Here is a 22,221-nt window from a genome sequence, read left to right on the forward strand (position 1 = left end):
GGGGAGAGGTTGGGGGGTGAAGCATTATCTTGTATTGTTTTTGGGCATTTTAGGCTTTCTATTGAGTGATCTGGCATCGGCTCAAGATAGTAACTGGAGTCTCTATAAAGAGAACTTTCTAACGCCTCAAGGGCGAATTGTGGATACTGGAAATAATGATATTAGTCATTCTGAGGGACAGGGGTATGGCTTGATCTTAGCTCTTCATTATAATGATAGGCAAGCTTTCTCACTGATTTGGGAATGGACTAAGAGGCATCTTGGACGTCATGATTTGCCGTTATTTTCTTGGAAGTATAATCCTAATACTATTCCCCACGTTATAGATAAAAATGATGCTTCCGATGGGGATTTACTGATTGCTTGGGCGCTGTTTGAGGCGGGAAAGCAATGGAGAGACACCAACTATACGAATGCCTCCAAATTGATTAGAACGGCCATTCTAAAGCACTTAATTGTAAATTTTGGAGGCTATAAGCTGATTTTGCCAGGGCTAAAAGGATTTACACGTAAAGGCTATGTGGAGATTAATTTAGCTTACTGGATAATGCCTGCTTTACGGGATTTTGCCAGTGAGGATGGGGGAGAATGGCAAGAAGTGATTGATAGCGGCAAGGCGCTGCTACAAAAAAGTCAATTTGGTGTCGATAAATTGCCAACAGACTGGATTCAAGTAACTAAAGCGGGAAAAGTCATGCCATCGCCAAATTGGGCGCCTCGCTTTGGTTTTGATGCGGTAAGAATCCCCTTGTACTTTTATTTAGCAGGGATGACGAAGGCACCATCTTTACAATCTATAAAGCGGTTTTGGCAGGTGGAAAAGGGGCGTGAACCTGCATGGATAAATGTTTTATCAGGAGTTAAGTCGTCGTATTTAGCGTCACAAGGAGTAAAGGCGATTATCGCTTTGGTAAGTGACCAGCCTATACCAGCCCGTTTAGATAAAAAGGCGCTCTACTATAGTGCCTCGTTATTTTTACTCTCTCGTATGGCTAGTGAGTCTCGTTAGTTAAACCTCTTCCTTGCGCTGAAAAGTAGGTATCATATCTGTTCAAATATCTACTTAAGTTGCTGCTCCAAATTAAAAGGCGAATCAGGTCCTAATAGCTCGTTTGTTAAAATGCTAGGGGAGATGTTTAACTCAAAATGAAACAGTTTAGATTTGATGCCGCAACCATCAAAGACGATCGCCCAGCCCTTTTTCGAACCATCAGCAGCATCTTCTTTTGGCATTCTCCAACACACTCCTTTAATGTTGACATATCGTGTGCCGTCAGCGTCTTCTGTGATGGGATAGTTTGTGTTGTCGCCTTTATCTACACCTTTTAAATATTCTTGTTGGGCTGCTTTTGATTCCGCTATTTTTTGCCGTAGTTCTTTTGAAAAGATTTTACTGGTCGCTTGCATATCGGCATCGGGAGATAATGATATTTTGGAGATGTCTAACAGCTCAGGGTTGTCGATGAGGTTTTTTGTTTGTTGGCTTGTCAATAAGTGGGTATCTAAGCTATTGCAGTTGCCTGCTGGTACGGAAACACCGTTGCGTTTCACCGTATCAAAGTGGCTATCTAATTTTTTCTGCTTCGCGTTGGAGTCCCCAGGTGATGTGCTTTGGAAAAGCTCCATACCTTGCTCTTTTGTCGAGTCCGCTGTTTTGGCTGTGCCCGTCTGTTGGTTAGCGGGACTTGTTGAACCTGTGGCATTAGAAGGCTGTCTTAGTGTCTTAGCGTTGTCTAAGGAGGATGGTTGCGCTTGCTTATTGGCCGAGGCTTGAGGCTGTTTTTCTGGTTTAATTAAAGACACCTCTAATGCTTTTTTTGGCGATACAGCAGAGGGGTTTAATAAGTCTAGCCAGTTTTGGTCTTTGCCTACAAAGAAAATAAGACCATGTATAGCGATGGCGCAGAGTAAGGCTATCAGCCAAGATTTTTTGATAATGCTACTTCTGTGTATGGGCATATAGTTGTTCGAGTGCTGGTAATAAGCTTCTCTATCTAATCCTTGTTGCTGTATCTATATAGCTGGGTGTCAATATAGCAGATTCAAGTCCATAAGTTATTTGTCATCTTCGTAAAGAATATTGTTTTAAATGTACGGTTAGGGTTGGGAAACGAGATAGCTACCAGTATACTGTTGAAATCAAAAACTAAAGAGATAAAGACGATGTTTAAATGGTTTTCTGTGCTTATCTTAGCTGCGTTTCTTAGTGCTTGTGGTAATAAAGGCCCTCTTTATTTACCTCATGGTGGGACAGCAGCCCAGCAAGAATCGTCTTCGACTAATTGAGGATTCCCCCTTGGACTTTTTTAATTATAACAATGGCCTATTGCAAGCAGAGAATGTTGCATTAACGCAAATTGCAGAACAATTTGGCACCCCTTGTTACGTGTACTCCCGTGCAACCCTTGAACGACACTATAACGCCTACGCTGAGGCTTTTGCTTCTCATCCTAGCTTGATCTGCTACGCAGTAAAAGCCTGTTCGAATATCGCGATTTTAAATGTATTAGCTCGTCTCGGTTCTGGGTTTGATATTGTTTCGATTGGCGAGTTAGAGCGGGTGTTGAAAGCGGGAGGTGACCCTGAAAAAGTCATGTTTTCAGGTTTGGGTAAGCAAGCTCATGAGATGCAGAGAGCTTTAGAGGTTGGTATTCACTGTTTTAATGTGGAATCTGAACCAGAGCTTTATCGCCTAAATGACGTGGCTGGCGAAATGGGTAAAGTGGCTCCTGTCTCATTGCGTGTAAATCCTGATGTGGATGCGAAAACCCACCCATATATTTCAACAGGTCTAAAAGAAAATAAGTTTGGTATCGATATTCAAGATGCCGTACGCATTTATAAAATTGCTCATAAACTACCCAATTTAGATGTAATGGGAGTGGACTGCCATATCGGCTCGCAGTTGACAGAGCTGACACCTTTCTTGGACACATTCGACCGTCTGATTGGGCTGGTGGATGAGCTAGCAGAAGCCGGAATTAAGATTAAACATTTGGATTTAGGTGGTGGTTTGGGAGTTCGTTATCGTGATGAAGTGCCGCCGGAGCCTGCGGAATACGCGAAATTGATTCTCGAAAAAGTGAAAGATCGATCAGTCACCTTGGCTTTTGAACCAGGTCGCTCCATTGCGGCTAATGCTGGTATTTTATTGACCAAGGTTGAGTTTCTTAAATGTACACCTCACAAAAATTTTGCAGTGATTGATGGTGCAATGAATGATTTGATTCGTCCGTCTCTCTATGGAGCGTGGATGAATATTGTTCCCGTTTCGCTAGCGCCGACTTCAGAAGGTGTACGTACCTATGACTTGGTCGGTCCAGTGTGTGAAACTGGAGACTTCCTTGGTAAGGATCGAGAGCTGGACATTCAAGCTGGTGATTTACTGGCTGTGCGTTCTGCTGGAGCCTATGGGTTTACCATGTCATCGAATTACAATAGCCGCAGCCGCGGAGCAGAAGTAATGGTAGATGGGGGCAGTGCTCACTTGATTCGTGCTCGAGAAACAATAGAGCATCAATTGGCTGGCGAGCAAGTATTGCCTGACTAAGGAGTGCGCTGTGTTGTTAAAATTTACCAAGATGCATGGGCTTGGAAATGACTTTGTTGTGGTGGATGCGGTTTCTAGAAAAGTATTTTTTAATAAACAACAAATCCAACGTTTAGGTGATCGTAACCGAGGAATTGGTTTTGATCAGCTGCTAATCGTTGAGCCCCCCACTCACCCTGATATGGATTTCCGTTATCGTATCTTTAATGCGGATGGGTCGGAGGTAGAGCATTGTGGAAACGGTGCTCGTTGCTTCGCCAAGTTTGTTTTGGATCGCGAGTTGACGAATAAACGCGTTATTAATGTGGAAACCAAGCGAGGGCATATCCAGCTACGGGTAGAGGATGCTGGTTTAGTGACCGTTGATATGGGGGCGCCAAGTTTCGATCCTAAAGATTTACCTTTCACTGCTGAAAAGCAACCAGGATTATATACGGTTGAGGCAAAGGGCGAGGTTCATCAAATAACGCCAGTGTCTGTCGGTAACCCTCATGCGGTTTTAAAAGTAGATGTTTTAACCGATGAATTAGTATCGACCGTCGGGCCAGTATTAGAGTCTCATGAGTGCTTTGAAAATCGGGTCAATGTTGGTTTTATGCAAGTAATTAACACTGAAGAGATTGCTTTGCGTGTCTATGAACGTGGTGCGGGGGAGACTCAAGCCTGTGGAACGGGGGCATGTGCTGCAGTTGTGGCTGGTATCAAACAAGGTTGGTTGGCATCAAGAGTCACGGCGCATTTACGTGGAGGTGATCTACGTATTGAGTGGCAAGGCGAGGGGAGTCCCATTTTAATGACTGGCCCTGCCGAAAAAGTGTTTGAAGGGCAAATTTACCTATAGAGGATGTATGAAAGAAGAGGATGTCGTTCGGTACCTATCAAAGTCGCCGGATTTTTTTGTTAAAAATTCTGATTTATTGGAGAGCTTAACGCTTCCTCATCCGGTACATGGTAATGTCATTTCATTGCTTGAGTATCAGGTTTCGCTACTGAGAAAAACGGCGGAGAGCTATCGTCAAGAGTTTGAGCGCTTAGTTGAGGTGGCTCGGCAAAATGAAGCGATTATGCAAAAAACACGTCGTCTTATTTTGGCTGGAGTGGCGTGTTCCTCGTTGGATGATTTGATCATTGTGATCGATGATATGGTGAGGGAGGAGTTCGATGCATCTCATCACACTTTGTTATTATTCGACAATAGTCAAGGATCATCGATACGCTGTTGTTCGGAAGATGATAGAAAAGAGCATCTTAATGGTTTGCCGAGTTTAAAAAGAAGCTCTTGTGCGTTGCTGGACAAAACAGCAATACAGTTTTTATTTCCCGAAACCCACCGTCTTATCCTCTCTACTGCTTTGGTTCCCATTCTTGGTTCCCAGGAAAATGAAAAAGACTGCATTGGTGTGCTCGTTTTGGGCTCCCAGTCCCCTCATACTTTTTCTAAGGAAAAAGAGACACTCTTTTTGCAGTATCTTGCTGAGGTGCTAAGTGGGATTTTTCAGAGGTTAATAGAATGAAAAAGTTAGTGGCCTTTGATTTAGATAATACCTTGTGGGATGTTGATCCTGTGATTGTGCGTGCTGAATATGCCATGGAGTCTTGGTTTAATGAACGCTTTCCTGGCTTTATGTCGCTTTTTACAGCATCGAATCGTTTGGACATTCGTAATGCTCTCATTACTCAAACACCTTCCTTAGCGTTTAATGTCACATTATTGCGCTATGAAATCTATAAGCAAGCACTTAAACAATTTGGACTGTCGAGCGAAGAGTCTGCCGTTGTTGCGGAGTCGGCGATGGGTGTTTTTTCAGAATGGCGACAGAAAGTAGATCTCTACCCACATGTCAAAACTGTTTTAGAAATGATTCGCGAGGACTATCAACTGGTTGCGATTAGTAACGGTAATGCCGATGTTTATCATCCCTATGTTGGATTAGCGTCTTATTTTGATTTTGCGATCCGAGCCGATCAAGTCGGCGCGGCTAAGCCTGATCCAATACTTTTTGAAACGGCCTTGAAAAAAGCAGAAGTGGACTATACTCAGATGGTTCATATTGGCGATCATCCTGTTGATGATGTCTCTGGGGCTGCCGCCGCAGGAGTAAAAGCAATTTGGTTTAATCGTCATGGCGCTCGCCGCTGGGATGAGTCCTGGGGTGTGCGGGCCGATGCAGAAGTTCATTCGTTGCTTGAGTTACCGGATGTGATTAGGTCTTTATTGCAATAGCGCTTTTCTATTGTCTTATTAGTAGTAACTCATGTTTACGCTAGTCGTTTAGTGTTATACTAAGCTCATTCATTAGTTAAAACTGACTTTAAGGAATTACCATGGGTGATAATACTATCCAAATTACAGATGCTCAGTTCGAAGAAGAAGTACTGAAATCTGACCTGCCTGTCATTGTTGATTTTTGGGCTCCCTGGTGTGGACCTTGTAAAATGATCGCACCAGTACTTGAAGACATTGCGGTTGAATACGAAGGCAAAGTAAAAGTTGTTAAGCTGAATGTTGATGAAAACACAGAAACAGCGCCTAAGTACAATGTTCGTGGTATCCCAACTTTACTCGTTGTTAAAGGCGGTGAAGTAGTGGGCACGAAAGTGGGGGCGGTATCTAAGTCGCAACTTATAGACTTTATCAACGGTGCTATCTAATCTTAACGGATTGGTTTGATGTTATATTGTGTATAAAAAAGCAGCTATTTTTAGCTGCTTTTTTTGTCTTTGGCAGATCATCTTTAAAGTTTAGTCTTCTAGCAAAGCTAACTGTTCAGAAAATGCAGGAGAATGAGAGCTTGCCAATGTCGCAACCATTTTCTGAGCATAGGGTAGGTAGCGTTTCAAGTCTGATTTTGGCATCGGATCATCATTGGGGAGTTTCACGGTGACTGGGTTTTTGTGGACACCATTGATGCGGAACTCGTAGTGCAGGTGAGGTCCGGTTGCCCAGCCTGTTTGTCCAACATAAGCAATGATGTTACCTTGCTTGGTGTATTTTCCGCGTTTTATGTTTCTCGCGAAGCCTTTCAAATGGGCATAAAGTGTTTGGTAACCTCTGCCATGATCGATAATGACGACGTTTCCATATCCCCGTTGTTTTCCGGCAAAGACAATACGTCCATCTCCCGCCGCTTTGACTGGAGTGCCGCTTGCGGCAGCATAATCAACGCCACGATGAGGGCGGCTGGTTTTAAAAATTGGGTGGAGTCTATTCGGATTAAAGACAGACGATATTCGAGTAAAATCGACAGGCGTTCGCAAAAAGGCCTTTCGCATGGCCAAACCGTCAGGGGTATAGTAATGGGTTCCCTTTTTAGATTGGTAGCGAATCGCCTGATAAACGCGTCCATTGTTGATAAACTGTGCAGCCAAAATGTTGCCATGACCAATGCGTTGTCCATCCAATAGTTTATCTTCATAGAGAATGCTAAATCGGTCGCCTTTGCGCAGGTCCAATGCAAAATCAATGTCCCAGCCAAAAATGTTCGCCATATTAATAAGTAAGGACTCGTCGATATCAGCAAGCATGCCGTCGACAAATAAGGAGTTATTAATAGTGGCTTCCTTATAGGTATGGATAATGTCTGGCGTTTTGCTTATTTTATGTCGATGGAAAGTGTCGTTTTCTCGTGTAAACTTTACGCTTTCTAATTGGTTTTGAATGAGAGTGAGTTGGCGAAGTTGTCCTGATTTTGGGTTTATTTGAAAGGTGATTTTCTGACCTGGACGCATTCTCACCAGATCACCGTCTTTTTTATCCGCCAGAGAGACCTTATAGATATCCTGAGCAGAGACCTTGTATTTCGAAAGTATGGTGGAAAGTGAGTCACCACTTGCAATTTCAACCTTATGCAGAGTAGGGCTGATCGTAGTGGTTGTGCTGTTTAGAGAGTTAGCACCTGTTTCATCTGATAGGCTCTTTTGGGCTTGTTTATTCGCTGTCTGAGAAGATATGTCTGAAGGCGAAAGAGGTTGTGGTTTCGCCTCAATGGAAATTGTCTGGTCGCGTTGCTTTTTCTTCTCCGGAAAGGCTATCAGCAGTATGATGATTAATACGCTTATAACCGCAATCAGAAAAATATGTTTCGATGGTAGTATATTGGCCAAAATGAATATCCAAAAATCTTTTTTAAACCCTTATAATCCTACCAATATTACTTTTATAATTGAAAGCTTTATCAAAATTAACTTTAGGAAATGGATCTAAAAATGACAGTAAGCAGTAACGATCTTTTAACAGACTTGCAAGCTCGTGGGTTGATCGCCCAAATGACCGCAGAAGAAGAGCTGAAATCCCATATAGCTGGTGGAAGTCGTACGCTTTATTGTGGTTTTGATCCAACGGCCGATAGCCTGCACCTTGGTCACCTTGTGCCTTTATTGGTGTTAAAGCGTTTTCAAGACGCTGGACACAACCCTATTGCGCTTGTTGGTGGAGCAACGGGGTTGATTGGTGATCCAAGTTTTAAAGCCGCAGAGCGTCAACTGAACACAGCCGATGTTGTGGCTAGTTGGGCTGAGAAAATTCGCAATCAAGTGAGTCAGTTTATCAAGTTTGATGGTGTGCCAAATCCTGCCCGAGTGGTGAATAACTTGGACTGGGCGGGTCAAATGAATGTATTGGACTTTCTGCGTGATATTGGTAAGCATTTCTCTGTGAATGCCATGATCAACAAAGAATCCGTTCAACAACGTCTCAACCGCGAAGGCTCTGGTATTTCTTTTACCGAATTCTCTTATGCCTTGTTACAGGGGATGGATTTTTCTGAGTTAAATCGCACATACGACTGTACCATTCAAGTAGGGGGGAGCGATCAATGGGGGAACATCGTTGGTGGTATCGATCTATCCCGTCGCCAAAACCAATCGCAAGCATTTGGTATGACCGTGCCGTTAGTTACAAAATCAGACGGCACAAAATTTGGTAAAACAGAGTCAGGCGCCGTTTGGCTAGACCCTGCTAAAACAAGTCAATATGCCTTCTATCAGTTTTGGATGAATACAGCGGATGCAGACGTCTATAAATTCCTCAAGTTCTTTACCTTCTTAAGTCTTGAGGAAATTGATGCCATTGAAAAAGCAGACCAAGAAAGTACAGGTAAACCAGAGGCGCAAGCTATCTTGGCGCGTGAAGCGACTCGTCTTGTACATGGCGAAGAGGGCTTGCAAGCGGCAGAGCGTATTACCCAAGCACTGTTTAGTGGTGAAGCGGATCAACTAAGTGAGCAAGATTTGGCGCAAATTCAGCTAGACGGTTTACCAAGCAGTTCTTTAGCGGGCATTAATCTTGCGGAAACACCACTAACAACATTGATGGCGGATGCTGGTTTGGCCGCAAGTGGCAAACAGGTAAAGGACGCCTTGCAACGCAGCTCTGTTTTTGTGAATGGTGTGGCGAAAGGTATGGAAGACAACATGAGTGCAGCAGACATCTTTGCGGCGGCTAATGGTTACTACAACAAATACTTCCTTGTGAAATTGGGTAAGAAGAAGCATCACCTGTTTGTTCTTTAATCACCTTCTTTCAAGGTAGTGGTAAAAAGGTGCGCAAGCGCCTTTTTTGTTTGATAAATGCTCTTATTTGCATGTTTCTTTACTCTAAATACGTCAGTTTGATGACAAAACAGATTTAATTGCTAGAAAATACAAAAAGTACTTGCGCTCAAAATTCTAGGATGTATTATACGCACCCACTGACACGGACGGCAACGCAAACAACGCTTTGCCACTTAGCTGAACAACAGGCTAAGCAAGCCGAACGATAACACGTCAGACGCTCTTTAAAATAGATAATCAGATAATTTGTGTGGGCGCTCGCTGAGACCTTCAGAAGATCGACAGGGTTTTGCTTAGTTTACTGAGTGAGGCGCTGAGCGATCAAAAAAATTGAAGTCTTACGAGAGTCAAACACGTCAATTCGCTTTATGTTGATTTGTCATTTTTGATGACGGATCGATTAAGTTATTGTTAGTGTAAGAATTTGAGTGAGCAAGGTATTAAACTGAAGAGTTTGATCATGGCTCAGATTGAACGCTGGCGGCAGGCTTAACACATGCAAGTCGAGCGGTAACAGGGGAGCTTGCTCCTGCTGACGAGCGGCGGACGGGTGAGTAACGCGTAGGAATCTGCCTAGTAGAGGGGGACAACATGTGGAAACGCATGCTAATACCGCATAATCCTTTAGGGGGAAAGGAGGGGATCTTCGGACCTTCCGCTATTAGATGAGCCTGCGTGAGATTAGCTAGTTGGTGGGGTAAAGGCCTACCAAGGCGACGATCTCTAGCTGGTCTGAGAGGATGACCAGCCACACTGGGACTGAGACACGGCCCAGACTCCTACGGGAGGCAGCAGTGGGGAATATTGGACAATGGGGGGAACCCTGATCCAGCCATGCCGCGTGTGTGAAGAAGGCCTTAGGGTTGTAAAGCACTTTCAGGAGTGAGGAAGGGTGCTTGGTTAATAGCCAAGTATTTTGACGTTAGCTCCAGAAGAAGCACCGGCTAACTCTGTGCCAGCAGCCGCGGTAATACAGAGGGTGCGAGCGTTAATCGGAATTACTGGGCGTAAAGCGCGCGTAGGTGGTTTGTTAAGTCTGATGTGAAACCCCAGGGCTCAACCTTGGAATGGCACCGGATACTGGCAGGCTAGAGTACGGTAGAGGGATGTGGAATTTCCTGTGTAGCGGTGAAATGCGTAGATATAGGAAGGAACATCAGTGGCGAAGGCGACATCCTGGACTGATACTGACACTGAGGTGCGAAAGCGTGGGGAGCAAACAGGATTAGATACCCTGGTAGTCCACGCCGTAAACGATGTCTACTAGCCGTTGGGTTGTAATGACTTAGTGGCGCAGTTAACGCGATAAGTAGACCGCCTGGGGAGTACGGCCGCAAGGTTAAAACTCAAATGAATTGACGGGGGCCCGCACAAGCGGTGGAGCATGTGGTTTAATTCGAAGCAACGCGAAGAACCTTACCTACTCTTGACATCCACAGAAGAACGCAGAGATGTGTTTGTGCCTTCGGGAACTGTGAGACAGGTGCTGCATGGCTGTCGTCAGCTCGTGTTGTGAAATGTTGGGTTAAGTCCCGTAACGAGCGCAACCCTTATCCTTACTTGCTAGCGGGTAATGCCGAGAACTTTAAGGAGACTGCCGGTGACAAACCGGAGGAAGGTGGGGACGACGTCAAGTCATCATGGCCCTTACGAGTAGGGCTACACACGTGCTACAATGGCGTATACAGAGGGCAGCGAACTTGCGAGAGTAAGCGAATCCCAAAAAGTACGTCGTAGTCCGGATTGGAGTCTGCAACTCGACTCCATGAAGTCGGAATCGCTAGTAATCGTGAATCAGAATGTCACGGTGAATACGTTCCCGGGCCTTGTACACACCGCCCGTCACACCATGGGAGTTGATTGCTCCAGAAGTAGATAGTCTAACCTTAGGGGGGACGTTTACCACGGAGTGGTCAATGACTGGGGTGAAGTCGTAACAAGGTAGCCCTAGGGGAACCTGGGGCTGGATCACCTCCTTAAACGATAGAAGGCTTGGTGAGCGTTCACACAAATTATCTGATCCCTATCTTAAAAGCATTAGGATAAAGTCCTAAGCAAGACGCTAAAGCAGCACATTTACTTTTTTGGTGAATGATGAGATGCATTTTAGTTTCTGACTTAGTGCTTTGCACTAAACTTGCTCTTTAACAATTCGAATTTTGAAATAGACGATAATCAAGCGTCAAACCGGTGGATTGCACTTTTCTCATCTTATTTCCTTCTGATGAGAGGGTGACGATCTAATATCGTAAATCCAGAGAGGGACAAAAGCTCTTTGGTATGTGACTTAAGTAGAGAGCGAAGGTAACTTCACTCTAAAAACTATTTTGGGTTATATGGTCAAGTGACCAAGCGTGCACGGTGGATGCCTTGGCAGTCAGAGGCGATGAAGGACGTGGTAATCTGCGAAAAGCTCGGGGGAGTTGATAAACAAGCTTTGATCCCGAGATGTCCGAATGGGGAAACCCACCCGCTTGCGGGTATCGTATGATGAATACATAGTCATACGAGGCGAACGAGGGGAACTGAAACATCTAAGTACCCTTAGGAAAAGAAATCAATTGAGATTCCCTGAGTAGCGGCGAGCGAAAGGGGATTAGCCCTTAAGTGGCTTTGGTGTTAGTAGAAGATTCTGGAAAGGATCGCTGTAAAGGGTGATAGCCCCGTATACGAAAACGCCTTAGGCATGAAAACGAGTAGGACGGAACACGTGTTATTCTGTCTGAAGATGGGGGGACCATCCTCCAAGGCTAAATACTCCTGACTGACCGATAGTGAACCAGTACCGTGAGGGAAAGGCGAAAAGAACCCCTGTGAGGGGAGTGAAATAGATCCTGAAACCGTGTACGTACAAGCAGTGGGAGCGGACTTGTTCCGTGACTGCGTACCTTTTGTATAATGGGTCAACGACTTATTTTCAGTAGCAAGCTTAACCGCATAGGGTAGGCGTAGGGAAACCGAGTCTTAATAGGGCGTTTAGTTGCTGGGAATAGACCCGAAACCGGGCGATCTATCCATGAGCAGGTTGAAGGTTGGGTAACACTAACTGGAGGACCGAACCCACGTACGTTGAAAAGTCCGGGGATGACTTGTGGATAGGAGTGAAAGGCTAATCAAGCTCGGAGATAGCTGGTTCTCCTCGAAAGCTATTTAGGTAGCGCCTCGCGTATTGCCACTGGGGGTAGAGCACTGTTTGGGCTAGGGGGTCATCCCGACTTACCAACCCCATGCAAACTCCGAATACCAGTGAGTGTTAGCGCGGGAGACACACGGCGGGTGCTAACGTCCGTCGTGAAAAGGGAAACAACCCAGACCGTCAGCTAAGGTCCCAAAGTTACAGTTAAGTGGGAAACGATGTGGGAAGGCTTAGACAGCTAGGAGGTTGGCTTAGAAGCAGCCATCCTTTAAAGAAAGCGTAATAGCTCACTAGTCGAGTCGGCCTGCGCGGAAGATATAACGGGGCTCAAACTGTACACCGAAGCTACGGGTTCATCTTAGGATGAGCGGTAGAGGAGCGTTCTGTAAGCCGTTGAAGGTCAAGCTGTAAGGCAGGCTGGAGGTATCAGAAGTGCGAATGTTGACATGAGTAACGATAAGGGGAGTGAAAAACTTCCCCGCCGGAAGACCAAGGTTTCCTGTCCCATGTTAATCAGGGCAGGGTGAGTCGGCCCCTAAGGCGAGGCAGAAATGCGTAGTCGATGGGAAACAGGTTAATATTCCTGTACTTATGTATATTGCGATGGAGAGACGGAGAAGGCTAGGCCAGCACGGCGATGGTTGTCCGTGTTTAAGGTAGTAGGTTGAGGAATTAGGCAAATCCGGTTCCTCTTAAGACCGAGAATTGATGACGAGCCCTCTTTTGGGTGAAGTGGTTGATGCCATGCTTCCAGGAAAAACTTCTAAGCTTCAGATATACATGAACCGTACCCCAAACCGACACAGGTGGTCAGGTAGAGAATACCAAGGCGCTTGAGAGAACTCGGGTGAAGGAACTAGGCAAAATGGTACCGTAACTTCGGGAGAAGGTACGCCGGCCGGTGTGAAGGACTTGCTCCGTAAGCACTAGTCGGTCGAAGATACCAGGCCGCTGCAACTGTTTATTAAAAACACAGCACTCTGCAAACACGAAAGTGGATGTATAGGGTGTGACGCCTGCCCGGTGCTTGAAGGTTAATTGATGGGGTTAGCGTAAGCGAAGCTCTTGATCGAAGCCCAAGTAAACGGCGGCCGTAACTATAACGGTCCTAAGGTAGCGAAATTCCTTGTCGGGTAAGTTCCGACCTGCACGAATGGCGTAATGATGGCGGCACTGTCTCCACCCGAGACTCAGTGAAATTGAAATCGCAGTGAAGATGCTGTGTATCCGCGGCTAGACGGAAAGACCCCGTGAACCTTTACTATAGCTTCACAGTGAACTTTGAACCTACTTGTGTAGGATAGGTGGGAGGCTTTGAAGATAGGACGCCAGTTCTATTGGAGCCAATCTTGAAATACCACCCTGGTATGTTTGAGGTTCTAACTCAGGTCCGTAATCCGGATCGAGGACACTGTGTGGTGGGTAGTTTGACTGGGGCGGTCTCCTCCCAAAGAGTAACGGAGGAGCACGAAGGTGTGCTCAGCATGGTCGGAAATCATGCATAGAGTGTAAAGGCAAAAGCACGCTTAACTGCGAGACAGACACGTCGAGCAGGTACGAAAGTAGGTCTTAGTGATCCGGTGGTTCTGAATGGAAGGGCCATCGCTCAACGGATAAAAGGTACTCCGGGGATAACAGGCTGATACCGCCCAAGAGTTCACATCGACGGCGGTGTTTGGCACCTCGATGTCGGCTCATCACATCCTGGGGCTGAAGCCGGTCCCAAGGGTATGGCTGTTCGCCATTTAAAGTGGTACGCGAGCTGGGTTTAGAACGTCGTGAGACAGTTCGGTCCCTATCTGCCGTGGACGTTTGAGATTTGAGAGGAGCTGCTCCTAGTACGAGAGGACCGGAGTGGACGAACCTCTGGTGTTCCGGTTGTCACGCCAGTGGCATTGCCGGGTAGCTATGTTCGGACGGGATAACCGCTGAAAGCATCTAAGCGGGAAGCCTCCCTTAAGATAAGATCTCACTGGAACATAAGTTCCCTAAAGAGCCGTTCGAGACGAGGACGTTGATAGGTTGGGTGTGTAAGTGCTGTGAGGCATTGAGCTAACCAATACTAATTGCTCGTGAGGCTTGACCATATAACACCAAAGTGGTTTTACATAGTACGATAGACACTGGTTTGACCTTGGTTATCGCTATTTCAAAATGAATTGTTAAAAGAGACAAGTAAACGAATTTGCGCGTTATGGACAGGAAAACACAAAGCCACCATAACAAACGCAAGCCAGTTTTCTTGATGATCATAGAGGCATTGAACCACCTGATCCCATCCCGAACTCAGAAGTGAAAAGTGCCATCGCCGATGGTAGTGTGGGAGATCCCATGTGAGAGTAGGTCGTTATCAAGATTTAATTAAGAGAAACCCCATCCTGCTAAGCAGGGTGGGGTTTTTTCGTTACGGGAAATCACCATCGCCGATGGTCGTGTGGGGCTCTCTATGACAGACAAGCCATACCGTGGTACCGTCCCAAAAAGGGGTGTCAACCTCCCTAAAAATTAGACGCAGATTCGTTAGGGAATCGTCTCACGCCGCTCCCAGTTATCGTCATTACCGCGAAGGCGGTAATCCATTGCTTTGCAGCCTTTTTAGATGATCACCTTGCCATTGTATTCGCTTGCGCCTGTCGCAGGCTCAACGCATCTGCGCAAATCTAATAGCAAGGTGATGATTGATCTGAATAGATCTTTTCAAAGATAGAGCGTTAGATCAAGGGATCCCATCCGCCGTTTACTCATCGACAGCGTACTCTTTCAGGTTCTCTCACTGTTTTGTAGGCTCAATGCATCTGCGTGAATTAAACGCAAAACCTCTCACCACATCGACGGCGGTGTTTGGCACCTCGATGTCGGCTCATCACATCCTGGGGCTGAAGCCGGTCCCAAGGGTATGGCTGTTCGCCATTTATTGTTATAAATTACAGCCGATGGCTAGGTCTGTCGGTAAATTAACATATATTTGAAATATGCAATAAGACCAATAACCTCTAAGCATGGTTGCAAGATTATCCAAAAAAGTTTGAAGAATTTTGTAGTGTTACCAGCATGCCTTTTATTCTCAGATTTAAGTACTAGGATTATTGGGTGAATAACAAAGAAAGGAGGCTAAGATGGCAAAAGTATTAGTACTATATTATTCAAGTTATGGTCATATAGAAACGATGGCGAATGAAGTAGCTGAAGGAGCGCGAAGCACAGGCGCTCAGGTTGACATTAAGCGGGTACCCGAGTTGATGCCAGAGGATGTGGCGAAAAACGCGGGGATCAAGCTTGATCAGGCGGCTCCTATCGCCAAGCCTGAAGACTTGGAGGAGTATGATGCTGTAATTTTTGGCTCGCCTACTCGCTTTGGGAATATGGCTGCTCAGATGAGAAATTTTCTGGATATGACAGGTGGTTTATGGGCCAAAGGTAAGTTAGTTGGTAAGGTTGGTAGTGTATTCACGTCTACTGGTACTGGCGGTGGCAATGAGACGACGGTTCAGTCTTTCCATACAACGTTATTTCACCATGGTTTTGTTGTCGTTGGTTTGCCTTATTCTTGCCCAGAGCTGGCCGATGTGAGCGAAGTAAAAGGTGGGTCTCCACTGGGAGCTGGAACGATTGCAGGTGCTGACGGTAGCTGCCAACCATCTCAAAAAGAAGTGGCGATGGCCCGCTTCCAAGGTAAGCATGTTGCAGAGATAGCCGCGAAGCTGAGCGTATAACCGGCAGTTTAGAGTAGATTTTTGATAAAAAGGTAGGCTTTTGCAGCCTACCTTTTTATTTGCTTACCCATAAATGCACGGTTTTTCTTGTTTTTGATTAAGGTGAGTATTAAAGACAGAGAAGAGGGTTTTGTTGGCTCTTCTTTTTAGACCCTGTAACAGATTCTGTGTAACTGCCATTTAGTTAAGGTGCTTTTCGAGACGCTCCTCGAACTCAATAATAAATCGACTCATTGCTTGGCGCCAGTTCTGAATTGGCATCGTCCATTTCTTACTGGCTTCTTTAATGGCAAGGTATACCATTTTCCTCGCAGAATCATCGCTTGGGAAGACTTTACGTTTTTTAATGGCTCTACGGATAACACTGTTCAGGGACTCAATCGCATTCGTTGTGTAGATCGCTTTTCGGATATCGTCAGGGTAATTAAACAACGTATTGAGGTGATGCCAGTGATTGCGCCATGATTTGGTAATTTGCGGGTATTGATCGTCCCAGATGTCGCCGAAACGATCTAACTCTAGCAAGGCTTCTTCTTCCGTTGCGGAGCGGTAAACTTGCTTTAAATCCGCCGTCACTGCTTTATAGTCTTTCCATGATACATATTTCAATGAGTTGCGTACCATGTGTACGATGCACAGTTGGATGTTAGTTTGTGGGAAAACAGCATTGATGGCTTCTGGGAAGCCTTTTAGACCATCAACACAAGCGATGAGAATATCTTCTACGCCGCGCTGCTGAAGCTCAGTGAGGACGTTGAGCCAGAACTTCGCACCTTCGTTCTCCGCAATCCACATGCCCATGAGTTCTTTATGACCTTCAGTGTTGATACCGAGTGCCAAGAAGATCGATTTATTGATGACGCGTTTATCTTGGCGGATTTTCAACACAATACAATCAAGATACACAATGGGGTAGATGGCATCCAAAGGGCGTGCTTGCCATTCAGTCACTTGCTCAATGACCGCATTGGTAACGCGTGATACCAGTGTTGGAGATATCTCGGCACCATACCATTCATCGAAGGCATTGACGATGTCTCGGGTACTCATGCCTTGCGCATAGAGCCACAGGATTTTATCGTCCATAGAAGTGAATCGGGATTGGTGTTTTTTGACCAGCTTGGGTTCAAAAGAGCCTTCTCGGTCACGAGGCGTATCCAGTTCAAACTCACCATCTTCCGTCTTAATACGCTTGCTATTCTTGCCATTACGACTATTGGTTGAGGTGGACTTTTGATGTCTCTCGTAACCCAGATGGTCATCCATTTCTGCATTCAATGCCGCTTCAACGGTAATCTTCTTCAGCATTTGGCTAAATTCGTTGAGATCCTCAGGCGTTTTAATTCCCTTGGCGGCTTCTTTTGCGAACGCTTCAAGTTCTTTTTTGTTCATTTGCATCTACCTATCCTTAATTCTTAATAGAATATGTTGTGGTAGGCAGTTACACAAAATTAGTTACAGTCTCTCTTTTTACCTAGGTCGGCGATGAATATTTTGTGTCTTAGGTCAAATATCGCTTCCCTCGTGTGAGGTTATTCTCTATTCTCGCGTTCATGTTAGCAGCATGTTTTCCCCGTTGTTTTTGTCTAGAGCGGCTTTATTTTTGTCCAAGGAATACCTATGAAAATCGCTATTTTATCGCGCAATCCTAATCTTTATTCTACTCGGCGTTTAGTGGAAGCTGGTCGAGAGTTGGGTCATGAGGTGGATGTGATAGACACGATGCACTGTTATATGGATATTACCAGTAGCAGTCCGTCTGTACGTTACGATGGTCGGCCTTTACCTAAGTATGATGCCGTTATTCCAAGGATCGGTGCTTCTGTTACTTTTTATGGTACGGCAGTGGTGCGTCAGTTTGAGATGATGGGCACTTACAGTATTAATGAATCTGTGGCGATTAGTCGCTCCCGAGATAAGTTACGCTCTTTGCAGTTAATGTCACGTAAAGGCCTTGGTCTACCCAAAACAGGTTTTGCACACCATCCAGATAAAATCGGTGACTTGCTAAAAAATGTTGGCGGGGCACCCGTGGTGATTAAGTTGTTAGAAGGTACTCAAGGAATTGGTGTGGTGTTGGCGGAGTCGAATAAAACCGCTGAATCTATAATCGAAGCCTTTATGGGATTAAAAGCTAATATTTTGGTGCAGGAATACATCAAAGAAGCTGGCGGGGCGGATATTCGTTGTTTAGTTGTCGGCGGCAAAGTGGTGGCAGCGATGAAGAGACAGGGGGCAGAGGGAGAGTTTCGTTCCAATTTACATCGTGGTGGAACGGCGACTCTTGTGAAGTTGTCGCCGGAGGAGCGTAAAACAGCTATTGATGCGGCGAAAGTGATGGGATTGAATATGTGTGGTGTCGACATATTACGCTCTAATAATGGCCCGCTGATTATGGAAGTTAACTCATCTCCTGGTCTTGAAGGTATTGAGTCTGCAACCAAAAAAGATGTGGCTAAAATGATTATCCAATACTTGGAAAAAGCATCGGTTACAGGAACAACGAAGACGAAGGGTAAAGGTTGATGAGTAATGATATTTTATCGATAGATGGAATTGATATTTTACTTGGCGAAACCATTAAAATTGAATTGCCCATTATTAAACTGTATACCGATACAAATATGTCCATGCCGATTTATATTCGACGTGGTAAGCGCCCTGGTCCCACGCTTTTTATCAGTGCTGCGATTCATGGAGATGAACTGAATGGTATTGAGATCATTAGCCGCCTGATCAATAGCAAGTATATGGATAAAATCCACGGTACCTTGATTGCGGTACCGGTGGTTAATGGTTATGGGGTGCTTAGTCAAAGTCGCTATTTACCTGATAGAAGGGATTTAAATCGCAGCTTTCCAGGTTCTAAACGAGGCTCTTTGGCTGGACGGGTAGCGGATCGGTTCTTAACGGAAGTGGTGTCAAAAGCGGATTACGGAATTGATTTGCACACTGGAAGTTTGCATCGCTCTAATTTACCACAGATACGTGGCAACTTGGATGACCAAGATATTTTGGAGATGGCGAAGGCCTTTGGTGTCCCTGTGATTTTAAACTCAAATTTACGTGACGGTTCTCTCCGGGCCTGTGCGAATGATGTTGGAGCAAAAGTCATTTTATATGAAGCGGGCGAGGCTTTACGTTTTGATGAGTTGTCGATCCGAGCAGGGGTAAACGGGATTGTTGGAGTGATGAGACACCTTGGTATGTTGTCGAAATCGCGTCGTAAAAAGTCATTGCCTGAACCTAAAATGGCCCGAAGCAGTAGTTGGGTTCGAGCAACCGACAGTGGTTTTACAACGCATCTAAAAGCGTTGGGTGATCTTGTCGAAAAAAACGAGCTATTGGCTCAAATTAAAGACCCTTATGGGGAAATTTTGGATGAGGTGGTATGTAAGAAGAGTGGCATCATCATTGGTAAACAAAATATTCCACTGGTTCAAGAAGGGGATGCCATGTATCACATTGCCCATTTTTCCTCACCAGATGAGGTCGCGGAATATGTGGAAAGCATGCAAGATGAATTGATGGAGAGCGATCAGGTCTTTCCTCAAGGTTAACCATATTTAAGAGTATTGGGCGAATCCATTTGTTAGCAAGCAAAAAAAGCCCTGCAAAGCAGGGCTATCAAACTAGAAAGTGACGTTACAAAAAATGTAACGCGCCGTCGTTAAACGACATTCTGACTTAATGACGAGTTTTCTAACACATCATTAAGGTGCAGCCAGGTTTCGATGACAGTATCTGGGTTGAGAGACATGCTCTCGATACCTTGTGCGACCAGCCAGTCTGCAAAATCCGCATGATCTGAAGGCCCTTGGCCACAAATCCCTACGTATTTTCCTTTTCCGCGACAGGCGGCAATTGCCATCTTCAATAATTTTTTCACCGCAGGATTACGTTCGTCGAACTTATCCGCGATGAGACCGGAGTCTCGGTCTAATCCAAGGGTTAATTGGGTTAGGTCGTTTGAACCAATAGAGAAGCCGTCAAAGTATTCTAAGAACTCATCGGCAAGCAGGGCATTGGATGGAAGCTCACACATCATGATGACTTTTAGACCATTGTCGCCACGTGCCAAGCCTTGTTCTGACAATAGTTCGGTGACTTGTTGGGCTTCTTCGAGTGTGCGCACAAATGGGATCATTATCTGGATGTTTGTTAAGCCCATTTCGTTACGTACTCGGCGAATGGCTTCACACTCCAATGCAAAGCAATCACGGAACGAATCGTCGATATAGCGAGCCGCTCCACGGAAGCCCAGCATAGGGTTCTCTTCGTCTGGTTCGAACAATGGACCACCAACAAGGTTGTGGTACTCGTTTGACTTAAAGTCAGATAAACGAACAATGACGGGTTTATCGGCAAAGGAGCAGGCCAACGTGGCAATCCCTTCTACCAGTTTATCAACATAGAATGCCACTGGGCCTGAGTAACCAGCAATACGATGATTGATCTCTTCTTTCAGGGAAGCATCCATTTGATCGTAGTTCAATAGCGCTTTCGGGTGAATGCCAATCATACGGTTAATAATGAATTCAAGACGAGCTAAGCCGATGCCAGCATTAGGTAGCATGGCAAAGTCAAATGCACGGTTTGGGTTGCCTACGTTCATCATGATTTTCACGGGTAAGTCAGGCATGTTGCCTACTTCGGAGGTGATTACATCGAACTTCAATTGCCCTTGATAGACAAAGCCCATATCTCCTTGAGCACAAGACACGGTGACGAATTGTCCATCTTGTAAAACGTCTGTTGCGTCACCACAACCGACGACAGCGGGAATGCCTAGTTCTCGAGCAATAATCGCAGCATGACAGGTACGTCCACCACGATTGGTGACGATGGCCGAAGCGCGTTTCATAATGGGCTCCCAATCGGGATCTGTGATGTCAGTCACGAGAATGTCACCCGGTTGAATACGATCCATCTCGGTAATAGACGACAAGACTTTGACTTCGCCTGTGCCAACCTTATGACCAATCGCGCGGCCTGTGATGAGCACGGATGAGGTTTCTTTCAAAGAATAGCGTTCCATGCTTTGTGCATTGCTTTGACTACGGACGGTTTCTGGGCGGGCTTGAACAATGTAAAGTTTTCCATCTACCCCATCTTTTGCCCATTCTATGTCCATCGGGCGTTGGTAATGTTGTTCAATGATGCAGGCTTGGCGAGCCAAATCTTCAATTTCTTCATTGCTCAGTGCAAATCGGTTTTGGTCATTTAATTCAACAGGAACGATTTCAACAAATTCTTCGCTGCCAGCTTCTGCGTATTGCATTTTTTGCGCTTTGGAGCCAAGCGATTTACGTACAACAGCGGGACGGTTAGCTGCCAGCGTACTTTTATGGACGTAGTACTCATCTGGGTTGACGGTGCCTTGTACGACCATTTCACCGAGACCGTAAGCCGCAGTAATGAAGACCACTTCGTTAAAGCCTGACTCGGTGTCTAATGTGAACAGTACACCAGAGGCGCCAATGTCACTGCGAACCATCTTTTGAATGCCTGCAGACAGTGCCACCCCTTTGTGTTCAAAGCCTTGATGAACACGGTATGAGATCGCGCGATCATTAAACAGTGAAGCAAAGACGCGTTTAATGGAGGCTTTAATATCTGCCAAACCTTTGACGTTTAAGTAGGTTTCTTGCTGTCCTGCGAAAGACGCATCTGGTAGATCTTCAGCGGTTGCGGAAGAGCGAACGGCGAAAGACGTATCGCTAGGGTTGTCATCGCAAAGTACAGCAAAGGCGTCTTTGATTTCTTGATCAAACTCAGCCGAGAAAGACGCATTTTCAATCCAGCTTCGAATTTGCACACCCGCTTCCGCAAGAGCGTGAACATTATCGACGTCTAAGCTGTCTAGGGTTTCATGGATTTTTGCATCCAAGCCACTTTCTTCTAGAAAACTTTGATAAGCATAAGCAGTGGTTGCAAACCCATTTGGTACTTGAATACCAAGGTCAGTCAGGTTGGAAATCATTTCACCTAAAGAAGCGTTTTTACCGCCTACTTCACCGACATCTTCTAAACGAAGATCTTTAAACCACTTAATAAATTTGCTCACAAGGCACTCCAGAAATTGTTAAACGTAAAAGCTCTTTTTATTGTGTCTTTCATTATCATCGTGCTGTTCGACATCGCTTAGATATCAAGACAAGGCTGCTGGAATATTTTTCTAGCCTGCTCTTGTCAAAGTGCAGCGAATGAGATCATTGTATGTAGAGGAGTACTGAGGAATAAAATCGATTATTCGATGTTGTTTTATT

Annotated in this window: 15 protein-coding genes and 3 rRNA genes; 14 read left to right on the forward strand and 4 right to left on the reverse strand. The window is 45.4% G+C overall.

Annotated features, from left to right (window positions below; translation table 11 throughout):
- Window positions 1-16: 16 nt before the first annotated feature.
- Complete coding sequence (locus tag AC0VYG_RS05730) at window positions 17-1,009, forward strand: family 8 glycosyl hydrolase (protein WP_475431362.1); 993 nt, start codon at window positions 17-19, stop codon at window positions 1,007-1,009.
- 50 nt (window positions 1,010-1,059) lie between these two features.
- Here AC0VYG_RS05730 and AC0VYG_RS05735 read toward each other — a convergent pair whose 3' ends face one another.
- Entirely contained in the window at window positions 1,060-1,959 is a 900-nt protein-coding gene (locus AC0VYG_RS05735) for a hypothetical protein (RefSeq protein WP_475431363.1), read from the reverse strand.
- A 204-nt stretch (window positions 1,960-2,163) separates the two neighbouring features.
- Between AC0VYG_RS05735 and lptM the strand changes: the two genes are divergently transcribed.
- The 6 genes from lptM to trxA all read left to right on the forward strand — a co-directional run bounded on the left by lptM (window position 2,164) and on the right by trxA (window position 6,202).
- Window positions 2,164-2,286, forward strand: a complete 123-nt coding sequence (gene lptM / locus AC0VYG_RS05740; protein WP_475431364.1) for an LPS translocon maturation chaperone LptM — start codon at window positions 2,164-2,166, stop codon at window positions 2,284-2,286.
- Between the two features lie 10 nt (window positions 2,287-2,296).
- Window positions 2,297-3,550 carry a diaminopimelate decarboxylase gene (lysA, locus tag AC0VYG_RS05745; RefSeq protein ID WP_475431365.1) on the forward strand — a complete coding sequence of 418 codons (1,254 nt, stop codon included), beginning with the start codon at window positions 2,297-2,299 and terminating at the stop codon, window positions 3,548-3,550.
- A 10-nt stretch (window positions 3,551-3,560) separates the two neighbouring features.
- Window positions 3,561-4,391 (forward strand): diaminopimelate epimerase, encoded by an 831-nt coding sequence (gene dapF / locus AC0VYG_RS05750; RefSeq protein WP_475431366.1) that lies wholly within the window; start codon window positions 3,561-3,563, stop codon window positions 4,389-4,391.
- A gap of 7 nt (window positions 4,392-4,398) precedes the next feature.
- Window positions 4,399-5,064: a DUF484 family protein gene (locus AC0VYG_RS05755; RefSeq protein ID WP_475431367.1), complete on the forward strand. Its 666-nt coding sequence runs from the start codon at window positions 4,399-4,401 to the stop codon at window positions 5,062-5,064.
- Window positions 5,061-5,774, forward strand: a complete 714-nt coding sequence (locus AC0VYG_RS05760; RefSeq protein ID WP_475431368.1) for an HAD family hydrolase — start codon at window positions 5,061-5,063, stop codon at window positions 5,772-5,774. Before AC0VYG_RS05755 ends, AC0VYG_RS05760 begins: the two co-directional genes overlap by 4 nt.
- Window positions 5,775-5,875: 101 nt before the next feature.
- Window positions 5,876-6,202, forward strand: a complete 327-nt coding sequence (trxA, locus tag AC0VYG_RS05765; RefSeq protein ID WP_475431369.1) for a thioredoxin TrxA — start codon at window positions 5,876-5,878, stop codon at window positions 6,200-6,202.
- Window positions 6,203-6,292: 90 nt separating this feature from the next.
- On the opposite strand, the gene AC0VYG_RS05770 is transcribed toward trxA, so the two are convergent.
- Window positions 6,293-7,654 (reverse strand): peptidoglycan DD-metalloendopeptidase family protein, encoded by a 1,362-nt coding sequence (locus AC0VYG_RS05770; protein WP_475431370.1) that lies wholly within the window; start codon window positions 7,652-7,654, stop codon window positions 6,293-6,295.
- A gap of 102 nt (window positions 7,655-7,756) precedes the next feature.
- Here AC0VYG_RS05770 and tyrS point away from each other — a divergent pair, with 102 nt between their 5' ends.
- The 5 genes from tyrS to wrbA all read left to right on the forward strand — a co-directional run bounded on the left by tyrS (window position 7,757) and on the right by wrbA (window position 15,952).
- Entirely contained in the window at window positions 7,757-9,061 is a 1,305-nt protein-coding gene (gene tyrS, locus AC0VYG_RS05775; protein WP_475431371.1) for a tyrosine--tRNA ligase, read from the forward strand.
- 484 nt (window positions 9,062-9,545) lie between these two features.
- Window positions 9,546-11,082, forward strand: a 16S ribosomal RNA gene (locus AC0VYG_RS05780).
- Between the two features lie 359 nt (window positions 11,083-11,441).
- Window positions 11,442-14,326 (forward strand): 23S ribosomal RNA (locus tag AC0VYG_RS05785).
- A gap of 154 nt (window positions 14,327-14,480) precedes the next feature.
- Window positions 14,481-14,595, forward strand: a 5S ribosomal RNA gene (gene rrf / locus AC0VYG_RS05790).
- The 16S, 23S and 5S rRNA genes sit together here, the layout of an rRNA operon.
- Before the next feature lie 760 nt (window positions 14,596-15,355).
- Window positions 15,356-15,952: an NAD(P)H:quinone oxidoreductase gene (wrbA, locus tag AC0VYG_RS05795; RefSeq protein ID WP_475431372.1), complete on the forward strand. Its 597-nt coding sequence runs from the start codon at window positions 15,356-15,358 to the stop codon at window positions 15,950-15,952.
- A gap of 180 nt (window positions 15,953-16,132) precedes the next feature.
- Here wrbA and AC0VYG_RS05800 read toward each other — a convergent pair whose 3' ends face one another.
- Window positions 16,133-17,344 carry an IS256 family transposase gene (locus AC0VYG_RS05800; protein WP_475432512.1) on the reverse strand — a complete coding sequence of 404 codons (1,212 nt, stop codon included), beginning with the start codon at window positions 17,342-17,344 and terminating at the stop codon, window positions 16,133-16,135.
- Window positions 17,345-17,572: 228 nt separating this feature from the next.
- Here AC0VYG_RS05800 and rimK point away from each other — a divergent pair, with 228 nt between their 5' ends.
- Together rimK and AC0VYG_RS05810 are read left to right on the forward strand one after the other, a co-directional pair.
- Entirely contained in the window at window positions 17,573-18,478 is a 906-nt protein-coding gene (gene rimK, locus AC0VYG_RS05805) for a 30S ribosomal protein S6--L-glutamate ligase (RefSeq protein WP_067018768.1), read from the forward strand.
- A complete protein-coding gene (locus tag AC0VYG_RS05810; protein ID WP_475431373.1) occupies window positions 18,478-19,512 on the forward strand; it encodes a succinylglutamate desuccinylase/aspartoacylase family protein in 1,035 nt (344 codons plus the stop codon). Before rimK ends, AC0VYG_RS05810 begins: the two co-directional genes overlap by 1 nt.
- A gap of 110 nt (window positions 19,513-19,622) precedes the next feature.
- Here the strand turns inward: AC0VYG_RS05810 and ppsA are convergent, their stop codons facing one another.
- The gene (gene ppsA, locus AC0VYG_RS05815; protein ID WP_475431374.1) at window positions 19,623-22,019 is read right to left on the reverse strand and encodes a phosphoenolpyruvate synthase; all 2,397 of its coding nucleotides are present in this window, start codon (window positions 22,017-22,019) and stop codon (window positions 19,623-19,625) included.
- Window positions 22,020-22,221: the final 202 nt, after the last annotated feature.

This window comes from Marinomonas sp. 63XJN7_7_ISO-PGPR-S23-202, assembly GCF_056173505.1.